This is a genomic window from Nocardia rhizosphaerihabitans (assembly GCF_014646295.1).
Classification (GTDB): Bacteria; Actinomycetota; Actinomycetes; order Mycobacteriales; family Mycobacteriaceae; genus Nocardia; species Nocardia rhizosphaerihabitans.
Window position 1 is genome coordinate 832,029 of the sequence record NZ_BMNE01000004.1, and the last position, 21,219, is coordinate 853,247.

The window sequence follows — 21,219 nt, forward strand, 5'->3', positions numbered from 1 at the left end:
ATGACAACATTGCACGACGTGAGTGCACGTTCGTTCGATCCGTCTGCCATGCCCACCGTCACGATGGTCGGTGGTGGCCAGCTCGCGCGTATGACACACCAGGCCGCGGTCGCCCTCGGCCAGCGTCTGCGGGTGCTGGCCGAGCGTCCCGACGACCCCGCCGCGCAGGTCACCCCTGACGTGGTGCTGGGCAGCCACGACGACCTGGCCGCCCTGCGTCGCGCGGCGAACGGGTCGCACGCGCTGACCTTCGACCACGAGCACGTGCCGACGGCGCACCTCGAGGTCCTGGTCGCCGAGGGCGTGAACGTGGCGCCGCCGCCGCAGGCCCTGATCTTCGCCCAGGACAAGCTCGCCATGCGCACCAAGCTGTCCGCGCTGGGTCTGCCGGTGCCCGCGTTCGTCGAGGTCACCGCGCCCGCCGACGCGATCGCCTTCGGTGACGAGCACGGCTGGCCGTTCGTCCTCAAGGCGGTCCGCGGCGGGTACGACGGCCGTGGCGTGTGGATGCCCGCCGACGCGGCCGAGGCCGAGCGGCTCGTCACCGACCAGCTCGCGCACGGCGTGCAGCTGCTCGCCGAGGCGAAGGTCGACCTCAAGCGTGAGCTGTCGGCGATGGTGGCGCGCTCGCCGTTCGGGCAGGCGGCGACCTGGCCGGTGGTGGAGACCGTGCAGCGCAACGGGCAGTGCGCGGTGGTCATCGCGCCCGCGCCCGAGCTGTCCGAGGAGCTGGGCGCGCGCGCCGAGACCATGGCGCTGGAACTGGCCGCCGGGCTGGGTGTCGTCGGTGTGATGGCCGTCGAGCTGTTCGAGACCCACGACGGCGAGGTGCTGGTCAACGAGCTCGCCATGCGTCCGCACAACTCCGGCCACTGGGGCATGGACGGCGCCCGCACCGGCCAGTTCGAGCAGCACCTGCGTGCCGTCCTGGACTACCCGCTCGGTGACACCAGCCCGCTGGCGCCGGTGACGGTGATGGCCAACATCCTCGGCGCGCCCGAGGCGCCCGAGATGTCGATGGACGAGCGCCTGCACCACCTGTTCGCCCGCCTGCCGCAGGCGAAGGTCCACCTCTACGGCAAGGGCGAACGCCCCGACCGCAAGATCGGGCACATCAACATCCTCGGCGACGATGTCACCGAGGTGCGGGAGCAGGCCGAACGGGCGGCGCACTGGATGTCGCACGCCGTCTGGACCGACGGCTGGGACCCGCACGGGGCCTGACACCCCATCCCTCATCGTGACCACCACGTTTTCGGCCGCCTCGCATCCGAGGGGCGAGACGGAACGCCGAAGGCGCAGTCTCGCCCCTCGGATGCGAGGTCACGAGGCCGAAAACCCGCGGCGCCAGCCGCCATAGACACAAGGAGCGCATGTGACCACCACCGGACCTCAGGTCGGCCTGATCATGGGCAGCGATTCCGACTGGCCGACGATGGAGGCCGCCGCCGAGGCACTGGCCGAGTTCGGCATCCGCTTCGAGGTCGGCGTCGTCTCCGCGCACCGCACCCCCCAGCGCATGCTCGACTACGCCAAGGACGCCGCGGGCCGCGGCCTGCAGGTGATCATCGCCGGCGCGGGCGGCGCCGCCCATCTGCCCGGCATGGTCGCCTCGGCCACCCCGCTCCCGGTCATCGGCGTCCCCGTCCCCCTCAAGTACCTCGACGGCATGGACTCCCTGCTCTCGATCGTCCAGATGCCCGCAGGGGTCCCGGTAGCCACTGTTTCCATCGGTGGCGCCCGCAACGCGGGCCTGCTGGCCGTCCGCATCCTCGCCGCCCACGATCCGGCCCTGCGCACCCGCATGGAACAGTTCCAGGCCGGCCTCGAGCAGATGGTCCTCGACAAGGACGCCGCCCTGCGTACCAAGCTGCTGGGCTAGAACCCGGTCGGGACCTGTCGTGGCCGGTGACTACGGTGGTCGGGTGGCACACGACGATGCGGCGCAGTTCCGGCTCACGGTGGTGGATCAGGCGTTGCGGTTGTTCGCCGAGCGGGGGTACGAGGCGACGACGGTGGACGAGATCGCGGTGGCGGCGGGGATCTCCCGGCGGACCTTCTTCCGGCAGTTCCGGTCCAAGGAGGACGTGATCTTCGCCGATCACGAATTCCAGCTCGCGCTGGCCGAGGATTTCCTGGCGCGGGCCGACGGCGATCCGTGGGATGCGGTGTGCGAGTCCGTGATCGGGGTGTTCGAGCGGTTCACGCAGTGGCGTGACATCGCCGCGCGCCGGTATCAGGTGGTGCGGCGGGTGCCCGCGTTGCGGGAGCGCGAGATCGTGACGGTGTTCCGGTACGAGCGCCTGTTCACCGATTTCCTGCGTGAGCAGTTGCCCGACGTGCCGGATCTGGCGCGCGTGCAGTTCACCGCGGCGGTCACCGCGACGCACAACTATCTGCTGCGCCGGATGGTGCGCGGCGAGTCGGCGGCCGCCGTCACCGATCTGCGCGGCGAGCTGGCCCTGATCCCGCGCGGCAGGCAGGACGCGGCGCCACGCGAGGAGCTGGTGCTGGCGGTCTTCCCGCGAGACATGCCGCCGCGCAAGGTGGCCGACCTGATCACCGCCCAGCTCGGTAACCTGTGAGCGGCTCGAGCATGAAGTGACACTGAGTGCCACCGGTATATCCCCATGTAGCGGTAGAGTGCCGGGGGTATAATCCAAGTCGGACTGGCACTCGGTGCCGAAGCAAGACGCGCTGTTGACCGCAGCGATCACCACCACGACCAGGAGTGTGCCCGATGGCGGGAAACCCGGATTTCAACCTGTTCCAGCTCGAGGACTTCCACGATGAGCTCCGTGCGGCCATCCGCGGCCTCGCCGAGAAGGAAATCGCTCCCTACGCCAAGGACGTCGACGGCAACGCCCGCTTCCCCGAGGAGGCGCTGACCGCCCTCAACGCCGCAGGCTTCAACGCCGTGCACGTGCCCGAGGCCTACGGCGGCCAGGGTGCCGACTCGGTCGCCACCTGTATCGTGATCGAGGAAGTCGCCCGCGTCTGTGGTTCCTCCTCGCTGATCCCCGCCGTCAACAAGCTCGGCACCATGGGCCTGATCCTCAACGGCTCCGAGGAGCTGAAGCAGAAGGTCCTCGGTGACCTGGTGGACGGCAAGATGGCCTCCTACGCGCTGTCCGAGCGTGAGGCCGGTTCCGACGCCGCGTCCATGCGTACCCGTGCCAAGGCTGACGGCGACGACTGGATCCTCAACGGCTCCAAGTGCTGGATCACCAACGGCGGCCGCTCCGAGTGGTACACCGTGATGGCCGTGACCGATGCCGAGAAGGGTGCCAACGGCATCTCCTCGTTCATGGTCAACAAGGACGACGAGGGCTTCGTCGTCGGCCCGCTCGAGCACAAGCTGGGCATCAAGGGTTCGCCCACCGCCGAGCTGTACTTCGAGAACTGCCGCATCCCCGGCGACCGCATCGTCGGCGAGCCCGGCACCGGTTTCAAGACCGCGCTGCAGACCCTCGACCACACCCGCCCGACCATCGGCGCGCAGGCCGTCGGCCTGGCCCAGGGTGCGCTCGACGCCGCGATCGCCTACACCAAGGACCGCAAGCAGTTCGGCAAGGCCATCGCCGACTTCCAGAACACCCAGTTCATGCTCGCCGACATGGCGATGAAGGTCGAGGCCGCCCGCCTCATGGTCTACACCTCCGCGGCCCGCGCCGAGCGCGGCGAGAAGAACCTCGGCTTCATCTCCGCCGCCGCCAAGTGCTTCGCCTCCGACGTCGCCATGGAAGTCACCACCAACGCCGTCCAGCTCTTCGGTGGCGCTGGCTACACCACCGACTTCCCGGTCGAGCGCATGATGCGCGACGCCAAGATCACCCAGATCTACGAGGGCACCAACCAGATCCAGCGCCTGGTCATGTCCCGCCAGATCCTGCGCTGATCCTCTCGCTCTCAGCGCCTCACGGCCCCTCGATGGACTCATCGGGGGGCCGTTCCCTTTTCTGAAGCATGGGGCCGGCACCACTCTCCGCCGGATAGCCGGTTCGGGGCCGATTCCGGGGCGTTACCTCGATTGTGCCCGCGTACTGGGGGAATGACGATCGAAATGTGTCCGTGGATTGAACGGACAATCTGTCGGTAAATTCAAACGATATCGGAGGGTTATTTATTCGTAGCTCTGCGGCGATTCGTTTCAGCCCTTCAATGCAATATACCAAGACAGGTGGGATCAAACTGAGCCGTCGGGGTGAAGGTATGTGGCTGCTGTCGATCCTCCTGACTAGATAAGGGCTGTGACCAGGCCCTTTAGGCGTCTATAGCAGGAGTCGACGACATGTTTCATAGTGCTGAAACCTTGTGTGTGAGGACTTGCCACCGTAATTCGAGTGGCCCACTACTCGCGTGCCGACTGCTGTCCCGGCGCGATGCTCTACCTCGCGATGTGGCGAGGTGAGTTATGACCGAGGCAATTTCAGGAACCCGCTCAGGAATGAGCTGGCTCCCGCTGTCCAGCTCGGGGGAGGGATCCCGGTTCACGCAGGATCTGCTCGACCGGGTTCGCACGTGGGCGCACGATCATCTGACCCAGCCGCTGGACGCGATCGGCCGTGAGGGCCCCGTCTGTCCGTATGTCGGCCCGGCGATGCGCCGTGACCTGATCTGGGTCGGCCGGGTCGCCGGCGCGCAACCGTGGCCCGCGTATGTGCGACTGGTGCTCTCGGACGCGCTGGAGTTGTTCCCGAAGTTGCCGCCGGACAACGGCGGGTCCGCGGTGCTGCGCTGCCTGGTGACGGCGATGCCCGATCTGCACGACTACACACTCATCGACGACCTGCACGCCGAGCTCAAGACGCAGTTCGTCGAGCGCGGCCTGATGCTCGGGCAGTTCTATCCCGGCTGCACCCAGCCGGGCCTGTGGAACAAGCAGTACCACCCGCTCGACGCACCGATCCCGATGCTGGTGGTGCGCACGATGATGGCCACCGACTTCCCGTTCCTGCTGGATCGGCCGGAGTGGATGTCGGCCTACGTCAAGAAGTTCGCACCCGGCCTGCCCGCGCATGTGCGCAACGTGGTGGTGGGCAGGCTCATCGCGAGCGCGAACGCCGAGGTGCCCGAATACCACCTCGTCGAGGAGCAGGTACCGCAGAAGGTCGGCGCGGGGAGAAATCAGCGATGACCCGCGAATTGTCCACCGCGCCGGCGACCGAGCCGGCAGCGGTCGAGGAGTTTCCGCTCTCACCGGCCCAGCTCGGCTTGTGGTACGCCCAGCAACTCGATCCCACTGTGCCGCTCTACGAGGCGCAGTACATCGATATGCGCGGTCCGCTCGACATCGACGCCCTCATCGCGGTCTCCCAGCAGGTGAGTCGTGAGTTCGAGTCGGGCCAGCTGCGGCTGGTCGACACCGGGGACGGGCCGCGCCAGGTCGTCGACCGGCGGATCGAGCTGGCAGTGTCCTATCTGGACTTCAGCGATGCCGCCGACCCCGAGGCCGAGGCGTTCCGGTGGATGCGCGCCGATGTCGAGGCGCCGATCAATTTGATCGGTGACCCGTTGGGAATGTTCGCGCTGATCCGGGTCGGACCGCAGCGGGTGCTGTGGTACTCGCGCGGCCATCACATCGCGATCGACGGCTACGCCTCCGCGACCGAGCTGTACCGGGCCGCCGAGCTCTACAACGCGGCGCTGTCCGGGCAGGATCCGCCGCCGTGCAAGGCCGCGAGCCTGCGCACGGTGTACGACGCGGAGATGCGCTATCGCGACAGCACGCGCTTCACCGCCGACGCCGAGTACTGGTCGCAGCGGATCGCCGACATGCCGCAGCGGTGCAGTCTCGTCGACGCCGCCGCGCCCGCGCACGCGCTCGGCCGCGAGCACCGCGCGGAACTGTCGGCTGCCACCAAGGCGCGCCTCGACGCGGCCGCCGCGCGGTTCGATGTCGGGACGCCGGGGCTGGCGATGGCGGCGCTGGCGGTGTACTACGCGCAGGCGACCGGCACCGAGGACGTCGTACTGAGCCTGCCGGTGTCCGGCCGCACCACCGCGGTGCTGCGCCGATCCGGCGGCATGCTGGCCAATGTGGTGCCGCTGCGGGTGCGGGTACGGGCCGACAGCACCGTCGCCGACCTGGTCGACGCGATCCGGGTGGAGGTCTCGGGCGCGCTGCGGCATCAGCAGTTCCGCCACGAGGAGATCCGCCACGGCGAGACGAACGGCGACGCGACGGGCGGGCGTGGCCTGGTCGGTCCGGTGGTCAACATCATGCTGTTCCCCACCGACGTCGACTTCGCCGATGTCGAGACGAGCCTGCACGTGCTGACCTCGGGGCCGATCGAGGACCTGTTCGTCAACTTCTATCAGCACGGCGCGAACAGCCCCGTCCACGTCGATTTCACCGCGAACCCCGACCTCTACGACGCGCAGACCCTGGCCCGCCATCACCGCCGGTTCCTCGCACTGTTCGAGGCGATGATCGACGCCGCCCCGGACACACCGGTGCGTTCGCTCGAGTACTTCCTCCCCGATGAGCTGGCCCTGCGCGCGGGTCTGCGCGGTGCGCCCGCGCCGAGGCCGCGATTGCTCGCCGACGTGCTCGACGACGGACTCCTGACGGCGGGTCCCCTCGCGACGGCAGTGGTGTCCGGTGAGCGTGAACTCACCTACGGTGCGCTGGACCAGGTTTCGTCCCGACTGGCACGCCGGCTCATCGCGGCGGGGGCGGGCCCGGAGTCCGCCGTGCTCGTGGCGCTGCCGCGGTCGATGGAATCGGTGGTGGCGTTCTGGGGTGTTGCCCGATCGGGCGCGGCGTACGTGCCGGTCGGCGTGTCGAACCCGGCCGAGCGCTTGGCGATAATGGCAGCGGAATGCGGTGCGCGGCTCGGCATCACGACGTCGAGGCTGCGGGCCGACCTGCCCGACTCGGTGACCTGGATCGTGCTGGATGACGACGGGCTGGACGCCGCCGCCGACACCACGGTCGCCGCCACAGCCAACACTGACGCCGAGCCACTACTGCGCCCGCGGATCGAAAATCCCGCCTACATCGTGTTCACCTCGGGTTCCACCGGGACGCCCAAGGGCGTCGTGGTGACCCACGCGGGCATCGCCACGCTGACCGCGGCGGTGCGCGACGCCTACCGGGCGGATCGGCAGTCGCGCGTATTGCACTGTCTCAACCCGAGTTTCGACGCGTCCCTGCTCGAGCTACTGGTCGCCTTCACCGCCGGCGCGACACTGGTGATCGCCGACGCCGACTCGGTGGCGGGGGCCGAACTCGCCGCAACGATCCGCGAGTCGTCGATCACCCACCTGTGCTCCACACCCGCCGTGCTGACGACGCTGCCACCCGGCGCGCTCGACGGCGTGCGCGCGGTGTCCACCGGCGGCGAGGCCTGCCCGCCGGAGGTGGTGGCCCGCTTCGGACCTGGTCGCGCCCTGGTGAATTCCTACGGCCCATCGGAAACCACTGTGGCAGCGACGTTCACGGCGCCCCTTACTCCGCACCGCGAGGTGGGAATCGGCTTCCCGGTGCCCGGGGTCACGCTGCACGTCCTCGATCGCCGGATGCGGCCGGTGCCCGCCGGCACCCCGGGCGAGCTGTACATCGCCGGCCCCGGCCTGGCCCGCGGATACGCCGAACGCCCCGGCGCGACAGCGCAGCGCATGATCGCCAATCCCTTCGGCGCGCCCGGAAGCCGCCTGTATCGCACGGGCGACCTGGTCCGCTGGCGGGCGGTAGACACCGCAGGATCATTCGTCCTGGAATTCGTGGGTCGCAGCGACTTCCAGGTGAAACTGCGCGGCATGCGCGTGGAACCTGGCGAAGTCGACGCCGTGCTCACCACCTGTCCCGGTGTGGAATTCGCGGTGACGGTGGTGCGCAAGGGCGCGTCGGGCCGGGCGATGCTCGCCTCGTACGTGGTGCCGACGCACGAGGCGGCCGAGCTCGACGCCGCGGCGCTGCGGGAGTTCTGCCTGCACCGACTGCCCGCACACCTGGTGCCGGGCACGATCACGATGCTGGACGCGCTGCCGCTGACCGGCAACGGCAAGGTCGACCGGCAAGCACTGCCCGAGCCCGACACCACGCCGACGGCACCCCGGGCGGGAGCGTCCGCGGTCGAGCGGGCGCTGAGCGAACTGTTCGCCGAGGTGCTCGGGGTACCGGAGGTCGGCCCCGAGTCCTCGTTCTTCGCGCTCGGCGGCGACTCGATCCTGTCGATCCAGCTGGTGGCGCGCGGCCGGTCCGCCGACCTGGTCTTCTCGGCGCGCGACGTGTTCGAGCATCCCACCCCGGCCGGACTGGCCGCGGTCGTCGGCGCGCCGGGGGAGCGGACCGTCCTGCGTGAAATGCCCGGCGGCGGTGTGGGTTCGGTACCACGAACCCCCATCGTGGACTGGCTGCTGACCCAGCCCGGCTGGCAGCGGTTCGCACAGACGATGGTGCTGGCCCTGCCGGATGACGTCGACCGCACCCGGCTGACGCGCACACTGCAAGCGGTCATCGACCACCACGACATGCTCCGCGTGCGCGTCGTCGACGGTGATCAGCTCGAGGTCACCTCGCCCTCGACAATCGACGCGGCCGAGATCGTCGACCACGTCGCCACAACCGAGCAGGCGATCGACCCCGCCACCATCGACAGAGCGACAGCGGCGACGATCGAACGGCTCGACCCCGGCGCGGGGGTCGCGCTCGCCGCCACCTGGCTCGACCCCGGCGGTCCCGGCGGACGCCTCGTACTCGCCGCGCATCACCTCGCCGTCGACGCCGTGTCCTGGCGAATCCTGATCGCCGACCTGATGGCCGCCTGGGCCGCGGTGACCGAAGGCGCGGTCCCGCAGCTGTCGCCGGTCGGCACCTCCCTGCGCACCTGGGCGCACGCGCTCCACGCCGCCGCGAGCGCTACGGAATGGACCGATGAGCTGGACTACTGGCGCGGCGTGCTCGACACCGCACAGCCGCCACTCGGCGCTCGCCCGCTCGACCCGTCCCGCGATGTCGGAGCTGCCGTCGACCGCATCGAGATCCGGATACCCGCCGAGACCAGCGTCCCGCTGCTCAGGCACCTGCCGACCGCGCTGCGCTGCGGTATCGAGGAGGCGCTGCTCGCGGCCCTGGTCGAGGCGCTGACCGAGCACCGGGGCGCGCCGGGAGCAATGCTGCTCATGCTGGAGCGGCACGGCCGCGACGAGACCGTCGTCCCCGGCGCCGACCTTTCGCGGACCGTCGGCTGGTTCACCAGCCAGTTCCCGATCGCGCTCGACCTCGGCGCCGACCCAGGGCCGATGTCCGCGATCGCCGCGGTGAAGGAACAGCTGCGCGCGGTGCCGCACGGCGGCTTCGGCTTCGGTCTGCTGCGCCATCTCGGCGCCGACGACCGGCTGCGGTCCGCGGACAACCCGCAGGTCGGGTTCAACTACCTTGGCCAGATCGCCGGCACCGAACCGGGCATCCCGTGGGTACCGGTCGACGTGACGAACCAGCTCGGCGGAGCCGTCGATGCCGAGCTGCCCGCGTCGGCGGTCATCTCCGTCGACGCGATGACCATGGACGAGCCCGACGGTCCCGTGGTGCACGCGGTGTGGCGATTCCCCTCCGCGGTCATCTCCCGCACTGAGGTGGAAAATATTGCGCGACACTGGGTTTCGACACTGGAAACCATGGCGCACGCCGTCGCCGAGCCGGGTGCGGGCGGACTGACCCCCTCGGATATCGCGCTGCTGCCGGTCACCGCGACGCAGCTGGCCGGGTGGCAGCGCCGCTACCCCGCCATCGAGGATGTCTGGCCGCTGGCGCCCTTGCAGCAGGGCCTGCTGTTCCACACCCGGCTCGCCGCCGGACACGCCGACAAGTACGCCGTGCAAGCCGTCTTCGAACTCGACGGCGAGGTCGATCTCGCTCGCCTCGAATCCGCCGCGACGACGCTCGCGCGCAGGCACCCCGCGCTGCGGACCGCCTTCGTGACGACCGCGGACACGGCGGCGCAACTGGTACTCGACGAGGTCACCGTGCCGTGGCAGGTGATCGAGGCCGACCCGGCCGACTGCGCCGCGATCGCCGCGCGCGAGCTCGCCCGCCCGTTCGACCCCGAACAGCCGCCGCTGCTGCGCTTCCTGTGCGTGCGCTGCGGTCCGCGCGACGTCCGCCTGATCGTCACCAACCATCACCTGGTGCTCGACGGCTGGTCGATGCCGGTGCTGCTGGGCGAACTGCTCGCGCTGTACGACACCGAAGACGCCGACCTCGGCGAACCGGTCTCGTACCTGCGCTATCTGGAGTGGCTCGGCCGCCAGGACGCGGCGGGCGCGCGCACGGCCTGGTCGGAAGCGCTGGCCGGGCTGGCCGGTCCCACGCTGATCACGGCGGTCCGCGCCCCACTCGACCACGACGGTGAGCCCGGCGAGCTGCGCCGGGAGGTGCCGCTGGCACAGGACATCGCCGCCGCGCTCACCCGTCACCGCACCGAACGCGGCGTCACCCTGAACACGGTCGTGCAGACCGCGTGGGCGCTGCTGCTGGCCGAGCTGACGGGGCACACCGACGTCGTCTTCGGCACCACCGTGTCGGGTCGCCCGCCGGACCTGCCCGGATCGGAACGGATCGTCGGCATGCTGGTCAATACCGTCCCGGCGCGGATCGGTCTGGTCCCGGACGAGCCCGTCGGCGAACTGCTGACCCGTGTCCAGCGCGAGCAGGGCGCCCTCGTCGACCGGAATATACTGGGGCTCAACGAGATCCAGTCGCTCGCCGGGGTCGGTCCGTTGTTCGACACGAGCATGGTCTTCGAGTCGTATCCGATGGACGTCGAGGCACTGCGATCGGCCTCGGAGCACGCGCGCCTGCGAATCCGCGACTTCCACGGCCGCGACGGCACCCACTATCCACTGTGCCTGTCCGCGGAGGCACGCGACGGACTGCGGCTCCACCTCACCTGCTCGGACCGGTATTTCGACGACGCCGAAGCCACCGCGCTGGCGAATCGGCTGGGCCGCATCGTCGCCCGGCTCGCGGATCCGGCCCTGCCGGTCGCGGCGGTGCGTGGCGTCGACGGGACCGAGGTCGTCCGGACCTCGCCGCCGTCGGTGCGTCTGCTGCCCGAGCTGCTCACCGCCGGGGTGCGTTCCGGCGGGATCGCCGTCGTCGGGGACGGCGTGGAGCCCGGGTACGCCGAGCTCGATGAGCAGTCGAATCGGTTGGCGCACACCCTGATCGCCGCGGGTGCCGGTCCCGAGGGTGCCGTGCTGATCGCCGTGCCACGCTCTCCGGAATGGCTGCTCGCCGCGTGGGCGATCGCCAAGTCCGGTGCGGCGTTCGTCCCCGTGGACGTCGACCATCCGGTCGAGCGCATCGCCACCGTCGCACACGACTGCCGTGCCCGCCTCGGGATCACGATCGCCGCGCATCGAAAGACGTTGCCCGACACAGTGTCCTGGCTGGTCATCGATGACGAGTCGTCGGCGGACAGAGTCGCGATCCGCTCCGCAAGCCCGGTGACCGACGCCGAACGGATCCGACCGCTGCACCCCGGGCATCCCGCCTACCTGATCTACACCTCCGGCTCGACCGGTGCTCCCAAGGGCGTGATGGTGACCCACGCCGGTCTCGGCGGACTGGTCGACGGCGTCTCCGAGCGCCTGCACCTCACCTCCGGCGACCGCCTCCTGCTGTGCATGAACCCGGCCTTCGATGCCTCGATCCTGGTGTGGCTGACCGGTTGTCACGCCGGAGCCACGCTGGTGGTCGCGCCGCCGCGGGCCTCGGCGGGCGAACCGCTCGCCGAGGTGGTCACCGCCAATGCGGTGACCCATCTGGTCGCGCCGCCGGCGGTCCTCACCACCTTGCCCACCGCCGCCGTCGCCGGGGTGCGCGCGATCGTGACAGGCGGCGAAGCCTGCCCGCCCGAGCTGCTCGCGCGGCTGAGCGACGGACGGACGATGCTCAACTCCTACGGCCCGGCCGAAGCGACAGTGGCTGTGACTCTGAGCGCCCCGCTGACCAAGGACGACGCGGACGATCTCGGTGCGCTCCTGCCGGGTTGCGGCCTCGCGGTCCTGGACCGGTGGCTGCGTCCGGTGCCGCCCGGCGCGGTCGGCGAGCTGTATCTGATGGGCCCCGGCCTGGCTCGCGGCTATGCGGGCGCGGTCGCGCGCACCGCGGAGCGCTTCGTGGCCAACCCGTTCGGCGCCCCCGGTGAGCGCATGTACCGCACCGGCGACCTGGTGCGCCGGACGTCGACGACCCGCCTGAGCTACGTCGGGCGCAACGACTCCCAGACCAAGCTGCACGGAATCCGGGTGGAGCCGGGCGAAGTCGACGCGGCGCTGCTCGCGGCTCCCGGCGTCGCGCTGGCCGTCACCGTGCCGCGGCGCGGACCGAGGGGCGAGCAGACCCTGGCGTCGTATGCCGCCCCCGCCGACGGCGTCGAGTTGACCCCGACCGCGCTGCGCGAGTTCCTGGTGCGGCGCCTGCCCCGGCACCTGGTGCCCGCGACGGTCACGGTCCTGGACGCGCTGCCGGTCACCGGCAACGGCAAGGTCGATGTGCGCGCCCTGCCCGAACCTCGACACACGGTGGCGCCCTACGTCGCTCCGGTCGGTGCGGAACGGCTGGTGGCCCAGGCCTACGCCGGGGTGCTCGGCCACCCCGAGGTAGGCGCCGACGACGACTTCTTCGCGCTCGGCGGCGACTCGCTGTCGGCGACGCGGGTGGCCGCCCGGCTCGGTGCCGAACTCGGCGTCGAGGTACCGGTACTGCTGCTGTTCGAAGCGCCGACCGTGCACGGCCTGGCCGCCCGGCTCGACAGCGACACCATGCTCCCCACAGCGCTTGGCGGCCCGAGTGCGGGCCCGCGCCCGGAGCGGATTCCGCTCGCGCCCGCGCAACGGCGCATGTGGTTCGTCAACCAGTACGACCCGTCCTCGGGCGCCTACAACATCCCGGCCGTCCTGCGGCTCACAGGACGGCTCGACCTCGTCGCGCTGCGGGCGGCACTGACCGATGTGATGAGCCGCCACGAGGCGCTGCGCACCATGTACCCCGATCACGACGGCATCGGCTACCAGGTCGTCGTCGCACCGGCCGAACTCGGCGGCCACCTCGAGGCGATCGATGTCACCGCCGCCGACCTGCCCGCCGCCGTTCTCGACTGCGTCACCGAGGGTTTCGACGTCGCCGCCGCGGTCCCGCTGCGGGTGCGGCTGTTCCGGGTCGGCCCCGAGGAACACGTGCTGGCCGTGGTAGTGCACCACATCAGCGCGGACGGGTACTCGATGGGCACGCTGGCGCGCGATGTGATGTCCGCCTACACCGCCCGCGTGGCAGGCACCGCACCCCGGTGGCCGGAGCATGCCGTGCAGTTCGCGGATTACACACTCTGGCAACGGCATCGGCTCGGTGACACCGACGACCCCGATTCGCTGGCGGCTCGGCAGCTGGCGTACTGGACCGAAACCCTCGCCGGACTGCCGGATCGACTCGAGCTACCCGCCGACCGGCCGAGGCCCGCCGTCGCGTCGCTGCGCGCGGGCACTGTTGTGCGCACGATGGAACCCGACCTGCGCACCGGACTGGAACGCCTTGCCGCACAGCGCCAGTGCTCCCTGTTCATGGTGCTGCACAGCGCCCTCGCAGTGCTGTTCGCCCGGCTCGGCGGCACCTCCGACGTCGCCGTCGGCACCCCGGTCGCCGGTCGTGGTGTCGCCGAACTCGACGACGTGGTCGGCATGTTCGTCAACACCGTCGTGCTGCGCACCGAAGTTCCTGCCGCGCTGCCGTTCACCGACCTGCTCGACCAGGTGCGTCGCACCGACCTCGACGCCTTCGCCCACGCCGAGATCCCCTTCGAACAACTCGTCGACCTGCTCGAACCCACTCGCTCGGCGGCCAGGCACCCGCTGATCCAGGCCATGCTGGTCTTCCAGAACCTCGGCCACACCGAGATTGCCCTGCCCGGCCTCCACGTCGAGGCGATGGAACTGGACCAGCAGAGCCTGCGGTTCGACCTCAGCGTCACGGTCGGCGACGACGCCGCGGACGGCCTGTCGGTCCGCTTCGGTTACGCCACAGATCTTTTCGACGCCGACACCGCGGCCCGCTTTGCCGACCGCTGGCTCACCCTGCTGCGCGCGGTGGTGGCGAATCCCGATGTGCCGGTCGGCGATATCGACCTGCTCACCTCACACGAGCACGCGACCCTGCCCGGCACGGCACTATCCGCTGTCGCCCCACCCGCCATCCTCCCCGACCTACTGTCCACCGCCGTCACCACGAACCCGGACGGCATCGCGATCGTCGACGGGACAACCAGGCTCACCTACCGCGAACTCGACGAACGCTCGAACCGCCTGGCCCGCACGCTGATCCAGGCCGGAGCAGGCCCAGAGAACCTGGTCGTCATAGCCATCCGCCGCAGCGCCGAACAGATCCTCGCAGTCTGGTCCGTAGCCAAGACCGGCGCCGCATTCGTCCCCGTCGACCCCGCCTACCCCGTCGACCGCATCGCCCAAATCCTGACCGACTCCGGCGCCTCCCTCGGCATCACCACGACAGGCGCCGATTCGATCCGCCTGTGGACCGCCGCCGCGCGTCCCGATGCCGCCCTTGGGGATGCCGGGCGTGCAGATACCAGGCGCCCGGATGCCGAGCCCGTCGATGCCGCGCGTGCGGATGCCGAGCCCGGGAACGCCGGGCCTGCGGATGTCGCGCGTGCCGATGCCGTGCCCATGGATGCCACCCCTGGCCATACCGCGCCTGGGGGTGCCGCGTCGGCCGATGCCGGCCTTGTGGATAGCGCGCGTGGCGATGCCGCGGTCGGTGCTGTGCGGGCCGACATCGCGCCCTCGGACGCCCGGTGCGTGCGCTGGTTGTTGCTGGATGACCCAGACTTCACGACGCAGCTCTCTGCCACCTCGGATGCGCCGATCGATCCCGGCGAACGCCACACGACTCCGCAACTCGCGCACCCGGCGTATGTCATTTTCACCTCCGGTTCCACCGGCCGCCCCAAGGGTGTGGTCGTCACGCATGCCGGACTGGCGAACCTGGTTGCCGCGCAACAGGAACGGCTGGGTACCACCAGCGAATCGCGGGTGCTGCACGTCGCCTCGCCCAGCTTCGACGCCGCAGTGCTGGAACTACTGCTGGCCGCGGGTGCAGGCGCGACGCTGGTGGTCGCCGGGCCGACCGCGTTCGGCGGCGCGGAACTGGGCGACCTGCTCGCCCGCGAACGGGTCACCCACATCGCGCTCACCCCGTCGGCGCTGGCCTCCGTGGATACGGTGGCACACGACGACTTGCGGGCGATCATCACCGGCGGCGAACCGTGCCCGCCGGAACTGGTGCAGCGGTGGGCCGCGCCGGGCCGCGTGCACTTCAACGACTACGGCCCCACCGAGGCCACCATCTGGGCCACCGGGGCGGGGCCGCTCGTTCCCGGTGCCGAGATCACCATCGGCACAGCGGTTCCCGGCCTGGCCGCGCTCGTGCTCGACGAGCGACTTCACCCCGTCCCCGACGGCGTCGCCGGCGAGCTGTATCTGGCAGGGCCCGCACTCGCCCGCGGCTATCACGGCCGCCCCGACCTCACCACCGCGCGTTTCGTCGCCGACCCGTACGGGGCGCCGGGCGAGCGGATGTATCGCACCGGCGATCTGGTGCGCAGGCGCGCGCAGGGCCTCGAGTACCTGGGCCGTTCCGACCTGCAGGTGAAGTTGCGCGGCCTGCGCATCGAACCGGGCGAGATCGAGGCGGCGTTCACCGCCGGCCCAGCCGTGCACCAGGCCGTGGTCACCGTCCACACCGATGCCGCGCTCGGCGAACTGCTCGTCGCCTACCTGGTGCCGGAACGCGCGGCCCACTTCGACCTCGATGCGGTGAAAGAGGCGCTGGCGCAGCGACTTCCGTCCTACATGGTGCCCACGGCGATCGTCGTCCTGGACGCCCTGCCGCGCACCGACAACGGCAAACTCGACCGCCGCGCCCTGCCCGCCCCCGACATCAGGTCCGGTCGGTTCCGCCCACCCGTCACCCCGACCGAACAGACGGTGGCCGACACCTTCGCCGAACTGCTCGGCGTCCCCAAGGTCGGCCTCGACGACAACTTCTTCGCCCTCGGCGGCAACTCCCTGACCGCGACGAGGATCGCGGCGAGACTGGGCGCCGCCCTCGACGCCCGCATCCCGGTGCGCGTCGTCTTCGACTCGCCGACCGTGGCGGAACTGGCCGCCGCCGTACGCACCGCGGCCACCCCACCCGGCCCGCGTCCCGGTCCTCGCCCCCGCCCCGACAGGATCCCGCTCTCGGCGGCGCAGCGGCGCATGTGGTTCCTCAACCGGTACGACCCCACCTCGCCCGCCCACAATGTGCCGATCGCGCTGGCGGTCGAGGGCGACCTCGACGTGGCGGCGTTGCAGGCCGCACTGATGGATGTGGTGGCCCGCCACGAATCCCTGCGCACGGTGTACCCGGTCGACGCCGACGGCGAGCCGTACCAGGACGTCCGTGCCGCCACCGAGACCTCCGTGCCGATCCGGATCACCCCGATCGAGCCGGAACAGGTCGGGGACCGGGTCGCCACCGAGATCGGGCAGGGATTCGACCTCACCACCGAACTACCCCTGCGCGCCCAGCTGTTCCGGATCGATCACAACCGCTGGGTGCTGGTGGCGACCCTGCACCACATCGCCTCCGACGGCTGGTCGGTGGCGCCGCTGACCCGCGACGTGCTGGTGGCCTACGCGGCCCGCCAGGAGGGCGCCGCGCCCAGCTGGACCCCACTGCCCCTGCAATACCCCGACTACGCATTGTGGCAGCACGAACTACTCGGCGACGAGGACGATCCCGGCAGCGTCTCGCACCGGCAACTCGAGTACTGGCGCACCGCTCTTCACGGACTGCCCGAGGTCTCGGCACTGCCCAGCGACCACCCGCGTCCCGCCGTGCTCACCCACCGGGCGGGCCTGACGGAATTCGACATCGACCCCGCGATCCAGACAAGGCTGCGCGAACTGGCCCGCTGGCACGGTGTCAGCGTGTTCATGATGGCCCACGCGGCGCTGGCAGCCCTGCTGGCCAGGCTGTCGGACACCACCGACGTGGCGATCGGCTCGGTCATCGCGGGCCGCGGCGAAGGCGATCTCGACGACCTCGTCGGCATGTTCGTCAATACGCTGGTCCTGCGCAGCCACGTCCATCCCGAGGCCACCTTCGACTCTCTGCTCGCCGCGACCAAGGACGGCGACCTGGACGCGTTCGGCAATGCCGACATCCCCTTCGAACGACTGGTCGAGGTGATGGCTCCCACCCGATCCACCTCCTACCACCCGCTGTTCCAGGTGCTGCTCGTCTTCCAGAACTTCGAGCGCGAGGCGGTAGAACTGCCCGGCCTGCGGGTCGACCCGCTCGACATGCCGCCGGTCGGCGCGAAATTCGACCTCGAGTGGATGCTGGCCGAGAACTTCGGCCCCGACGGCGCGCCAGCGGGCATGTCCGGAACGCTCACCTTCTCCCTCGATCTGTTCGAGGAGGCCACCGCGCGGACATTGGCGCACCGATTCGTCGACGTGCTCGACGCGCTCACCGCCGACCCGGGCCGCGTCCTCGGCGAACTCGACGTCACCGCGCCGCCGGGAACCATCGTGCACCCCATCGTCCGCGCACCCGAACACCGCGCCGACCTGCCCTATCGTCCGCCGGTCACCCCCGTCGAGGAAGCCGTCGTCGCCGCGTTCGAATCCGTCCTCGGCGTCGAGCGGGTCGGCTTGGACGACAACTTCTTCGAACTCGGCGGCACCTCCATGATCGCCGTCCGGCTGGTCGCCCAGATCCGTGACCGGCTCGATGTCGCGGTGCCGGTGCAGTGGATGTTCGGCGACCCGACGCCCGGCGCGCTCGCCCAGCGCATCACCACCGGGGACACGGTCGACCCGGCACTGCGAACCCTCGTGCCGTTGCGCGCGGGCGGTAGCGGTCCCGCGCTGTTCTGCGTACACCCGGCGATCGGCGTGGCCTGGTGCTACGCCGGTCTGGCCGGCCACCTCGATCCCGGCTTCCCCGTCTACGGCTTGCAGTCGCCCGGAATCGCGGCCGAGCAACCCGACCGGCCGCTGCGGGAACGGGTGGTTCGCTACGCCGACGAGATCCAGGCGATCCAGCCAGCCGGACCGTACCGGCTGCTCGGCTACTCCGCGGGCGGGCCGATCGCGCACGCTGTCGCGGTCGAACTCCAGCGCCGCGGCGCCGAGGTCGACACGCTGACCATCCTCGACGGCCGCGCCGATGTCGACCCGGCCGGTGCCGCCGAACTGCCGCCGCCGGAAGTGCTGCTCGCCGAGTTCGGCGGCCTCGACCCGGCAGTGCTCGACGGCGACGGGTCGCCCGAACACGCCGCCGAACTCTTGCGCGCCGGTGCCGCCGGCGCTGCTCCCGATCGAATCGCGCCGCCAGCGTCGTCGGCCGATTCCGCGGCGGACCGGTACACCGCCGCACCGCTGCCTGGCGTCGACAATGACGTCGACGCCGGCATCGGTAACCCGATCGCGGGTCTGCTCGGCGCGCTCACCGCGGCGGACCTGCGTCGGCTCTACGCCGACTACCAGCAGATCGTGCGCGAGGCGGCCGAGTACGAACCCGGGATCTTCGACGGTGACCTGCTGTTCTTCAGCAGCACCACCGCCCGCCCCGGCTACGAAGCCAACGTCGACACCTGGCGCCCCTACGTCAGCGGCGAGATCATCGACAACCAGACCGGCCACGAACACAACCGGCTCACCGGCCCGGACGCCTTCGCCGTGATCGGCCCGATCCTGACCCGCTATCTACGCGGTTAAGCCACCAGGTCGGCGTATTCGCGGTGCTCGGCGATGTACTTCTCGACGTACCAGCAGGTCGGGATGATCTGGTAGCCGTTGGCGCGGGAATCGCGCAGCGCGTACTCGACGACATCGGCGGCGACCCCACGGCCACGGAATTCGGGGAAGGTCATGGTGTGGTGGAAGTCGCGGACCTTCGGATCCTCGCGTTCGGCGTAGTCGGCGTAGCCGGCGAGGACGTCGTCGAGGTAGATCTCGAAACGAGTGTCGGCGACGTTGTGCTCGAGCCTGGTGGTCATACCGGATGCTAACCCGGCGGCCCGTCCCGATGTTCCACTAGATGACCGCGCCGGGATTGAGGATGCCCTCCGGGTCGAGGGCGTCCTTGATGCGGCGGGTCAGCGCCATCACCTCGGGACCGACCTGGTCGGGCAGCCACGCCTTCTTCAAGCGCCCGACGCCGTGCTCGCCGGTGATCGTGCCGCCGAGCGCGATGGCCAGGTCCATGATCTCGCCGAAGGCGCGGTGCGCGCGGGCGGTGTTGTCGGGGTCGGTGGGGTCGTGCACGATCAGCGGGTGGGTGTTGCCGTCACCCGCGTGCGCGATCAGCGACACCAGCACGTCGTTGCGTTCCCCGATCGCGGTGACGCCGGTGATCAGGTCACCGAGCCGGGGGAGCGGGACGCCGACGTCCTCGAGCAGCAGCGGCCCGATCCGTTCCACCGCGGGAATCGCGAATCGCCGTGCGGCGGTGAAGGCTTCACCCTCGGCGGGATCCTCGGTATCGAAAACCTCTGTCGCCCCGGCCTTCTCGCACAGCGACACCATCAGCTTCGCCTCGTGCGCGGCGAACTCGCCCGGCGCGTCGGAGCGGGCGACCAGCAGCGCGGCGGCGGTGCGATCCAGCCCCATCCGCATCTCGTCCTCGACGGCGTTGATCGCCACCGTGTCCATGAATTCGAGCATGGCGGGCCGCAATGTCGAGGTGATCGCCAGGATCGCGTCGGTGGCCGCGGTGAGCGAGCCGAAACTCGCGACGACGGTCGCCTGCGGCGGCTGCGCTGGCAGCAGCCGCAGGGTGAGCTCGGTGATCACCCCGAGCGTGCCCTCGCTGCCGACGAACAGCTTGGTCAGCGACAGCCCGGCCGAGTCCTTCAGCCGCGGCCCGCCGAGCCGCACCACGGTCCCGTCGGCGAGCACCACCTCCATGCCGAGCACGTAGTCGGTGGTCACGCCGTATTTCACACAGCAGAGCCCGCCCGCGTTGGTCGCCGCGTTGCCGCCGATCGAGCACATTTCGAACGAGGACGGATCGGGCGGATACCACAGCCCCTCCGCCGCGACGGCCCGCTTCACCTCGGCATTGAGCAGGCCCGGCTGCACCACGGCGGTCCGGGTGACCGCGTCGACGCTGATCTCCCGCATCAACTCGGTGCTCAGCACGATCCCGCCGTCCACCGCGGTCGCCCCGCCGGACAACCCTGACCCGGCACCGCGCGGCACCACGGGCACCCGCCGCTCATGCGCCCACCGGAGTGTGGCGACCACGTCCGCGGTGCTGCGCGCCCGCACCACCGCGAGCGGCGTGCCCGCATCGGGATCACGCGCCCAATCCTGCCGGTACCCCGCCAGCAGATCGGGATCGATGACCACCGCCCCCTCGGACACCGCGGAAATCAACGCATCGAGGTCAACCCTGCTCTCGTCCACATGTCAACGCTAACCCGCGCCACCCGCCTCGCGCGGGCACTCGCGATGGTCGATTGATCAGCACGCTCTGGTGCAGGGATCGGCCGGGAATCGACGGCCCCCTGAGCGTGGTGATCAGCTGACCAGTTTCGTGCCCGATGCGATGTGTTGCCGACCAAGTGAATTTCCGCATGACTGTGATCCCGCGCGTTCAGTTGGTGTATACGGCGTCCAACCCGTCACAATGGCCCATAACGGGTGTGTTCGACAGCGATTCGCCGTCGCGCGCCCGGCGCGTTTCGAATTCCGCTCTACGGTGCGCCCGCTCGCGCATCGCATCAACCGACGCACCGCGTCGCACCGTATTTCGCCGGGAGGGCCGGAAGATGAAGGAACCGCAGGACCGCAGCGAATTGGTCGGCGCCCTGCTGGCCGCCGAGTGCGCCGACGCGGGGATCGACCCCGAGGCGATGCATCGTGTGCACGCGGGCGCGCACGCGGAATGGCTGTCGGCGCTGGAAGCGACCGGGATGTTCGGTATCCGCGCGCTGGCCGAGATCGCCGCCGAGTGGGCCGCCGACCCGCGCCTGCTGCGCGATGCTCTCCTGACCGAGGCCGACGAGTTCACCCGCCGCCGCTGCCTGGCCACCTGGACCACGCTCGACCGCGGCCCGGCCGAGCCCGTCGCCGCGCAGGCTGTCGCCCTGCCGCACTGAGCGCCGCCTCACCCGTTTGCCGTCTGCTCACCTCGGTGTCATC

General features: G+C 70.4%; 9 protein-coding genes. 7 read left to right on the forward strand and 2 right to left on the reverse strand.

What is annotated here, in order from left to right:
* The 6 genes from IEY60_RS21260 to IEY60_RS21285 all read left to right on the forward strand — a co-directional run bounded on the left by IEY60_RS21260 (nt 1) and on the right by IEY60_RS21285 (nt 18,789).
* Nucleotides 1-1,224 carry a 5-(carboxyamino)imidazole ribonucleotide synthase gene (locus IEY60_RS21260; RefSeq protein ID WP_189030940.1) on the forward strand — a complete coding sequence of 408 codons (1,224 nt, stop codon included), beginning with the start codon at nt 1-3 and terminating at the stop codon, nt 1,222-1,224.
* Between the two features lie 151 nt (nt 1,225-1,375).
* Entirely contained in the window at nt 1,376-1,882 is a 507-nt protein-coding gene (gene purE, locus IEY60_RS21265) for a 5-(carboxyamino)imidazole ribonucleotide mutase (RefSeq protein WP_268241485.1), read from the forward strand.
* Between the two features lie 43 nt (nt 1,883-1,925).
* Complete coding sequence (locus tag IEY60_RS21270; RefSeq protein ID WP_189030942.1) at nt 1,926-2,585, forward strand: TetR family transcriptional regulator; 660 nt, start codon at nt 1,926-1,928, stop codon at nt 2,583-2,585.
* Between the two features lie 155 nt (nt 2,586-2,740).
* Entirely contained in the window at nt 2,741-3,898 is a 1,158-nt protein-coding gene (locus IEY60_RS21275; protein WP_189030944.1) for an acyl-CoA dehydrogenase, read from the forward strand.
* Between the two features lie 516 nt (nt 3,899-4,414).
* The gene (locus IEY60_RS21280) at nt 4,415-5,137 is read left to right on the forward strand and encodes a DUF6875 domain-containing protein (RefSeq protein ID WP_229740004.1); all 723 of its coding nucleotides are present in this window, start codon (nt 4,415-4,417) and stop codon (nt 5,135-5,137) included.
* The gene (locus IEY60_RS21285; protein WP_189030948.1) at nt 5,134-18,789 is read left to right on the forward strand and encodes a non-ribosomal peptide synthetase; all 13,656 of its coding nucleotides are present in this window, start codon (nt 5,134-5,136) and stop codon (nt 18,787-18,789) included. The genes IEY60_RS21280 and IEY60_RS21285 overlap by 4 nt, the downstream gene beginning before the upstream one ends.
* On the opposite strand, the gene IEY60_RS21290 is transcribed toward IEY60_RS21285, so the two are convergent.
* Together IEY60_RS21290 and IEY60_RS21295 are read right to left on the reverse strand one after the other, a co-directional pair.
* A complete protein-coding gene (locus IEY60_RS21290; RefSeq protein ID WP_189030950.1) occupies nt 18,786-19,070 on the reverse strand; it encodes a GNAT family N-acetyltransferase in 285 nt (94 codons plus the stop codon). The two genes, IEY60_RS21285 and IEY60_RS21290, sit on opposite strands and share 4 nt — an antisense overlap.
* A gap of 37 nt (nt 19,071-19,107) precedes the next feature.
* Nucleotides 19,108-20,481 (reverse strand): FAD-binding oxidoreductase, encoded by a 1,374-nt coding sequence (locus IEY60_RS21295; RefSeq protein WP_189030952.1) that lies wholly within the window; start codon nt 20,479-20,481, stop codon nt 19,108-19,110.
* 365 nt (nt 20,482-20,846) lie between these two features.
* Between IEY60_RS21295 and IEY60_RS21300 the strand changes: the two genes are divergently transcribed.
* Nucleotides 20,847-21,176, forward strand: coding sequence for a hypothetical protein (locus IEY60_RS21300; RefSeq protein ID WP_189030954.1), 330 nt, complete (start codon nt 20,847-20,849; stop codon nt 21,174-21,176).
* Nucleotides 21,177-21,219 lie beyond the last annotated feature (43 nt).

Bases quoted from the DNA above. Each gene is read 5' to 3' on its own strand.
- IEY60_RS21260 (WP_189030940.1), top strand. From the start codon at position 1: ATGACAACATTGCACGACGTGAGTGCACGTTCGTTCGATCCGTCTGCC.
- IEY60_RS21275 (WP_189030944.1), top strand. From the start codon at position 2,741: ATGGCGGGAAACCCGGATTTCAACCTGTTCCAGCTCGAGGACTTCCAC.
- IEY60_RS21280 (WP_229740004.1), top strand. From the start codon at position 4,415: ATGACCGAGGCAATTTCAGGAACCCGCTCAGGAATGAGCTGGCTCCCG.
- IEY60_RS21285 (WP_189030948.1), top strand. From the start codon at position 5,134: ATGACCCGCGAATTGTCCACCGCGCCGGCGACCGAGCCGGCAGCGGTC.
- IEY60_RS21290 (WP_189030950.1), bottom strand. From the start codon at position 19,070: ATGACCACCAGGCTCGAGCACAACGTCGCCGACACTCGTTTCGAGATC.
- IEY60_RS21300 (WP_189030954.1), top strand. From the start codon at position 20,847: ATGAAGGAACCGCAGGACCGCAGCGAATTGGTCGGCGCCCTGCTGGCC.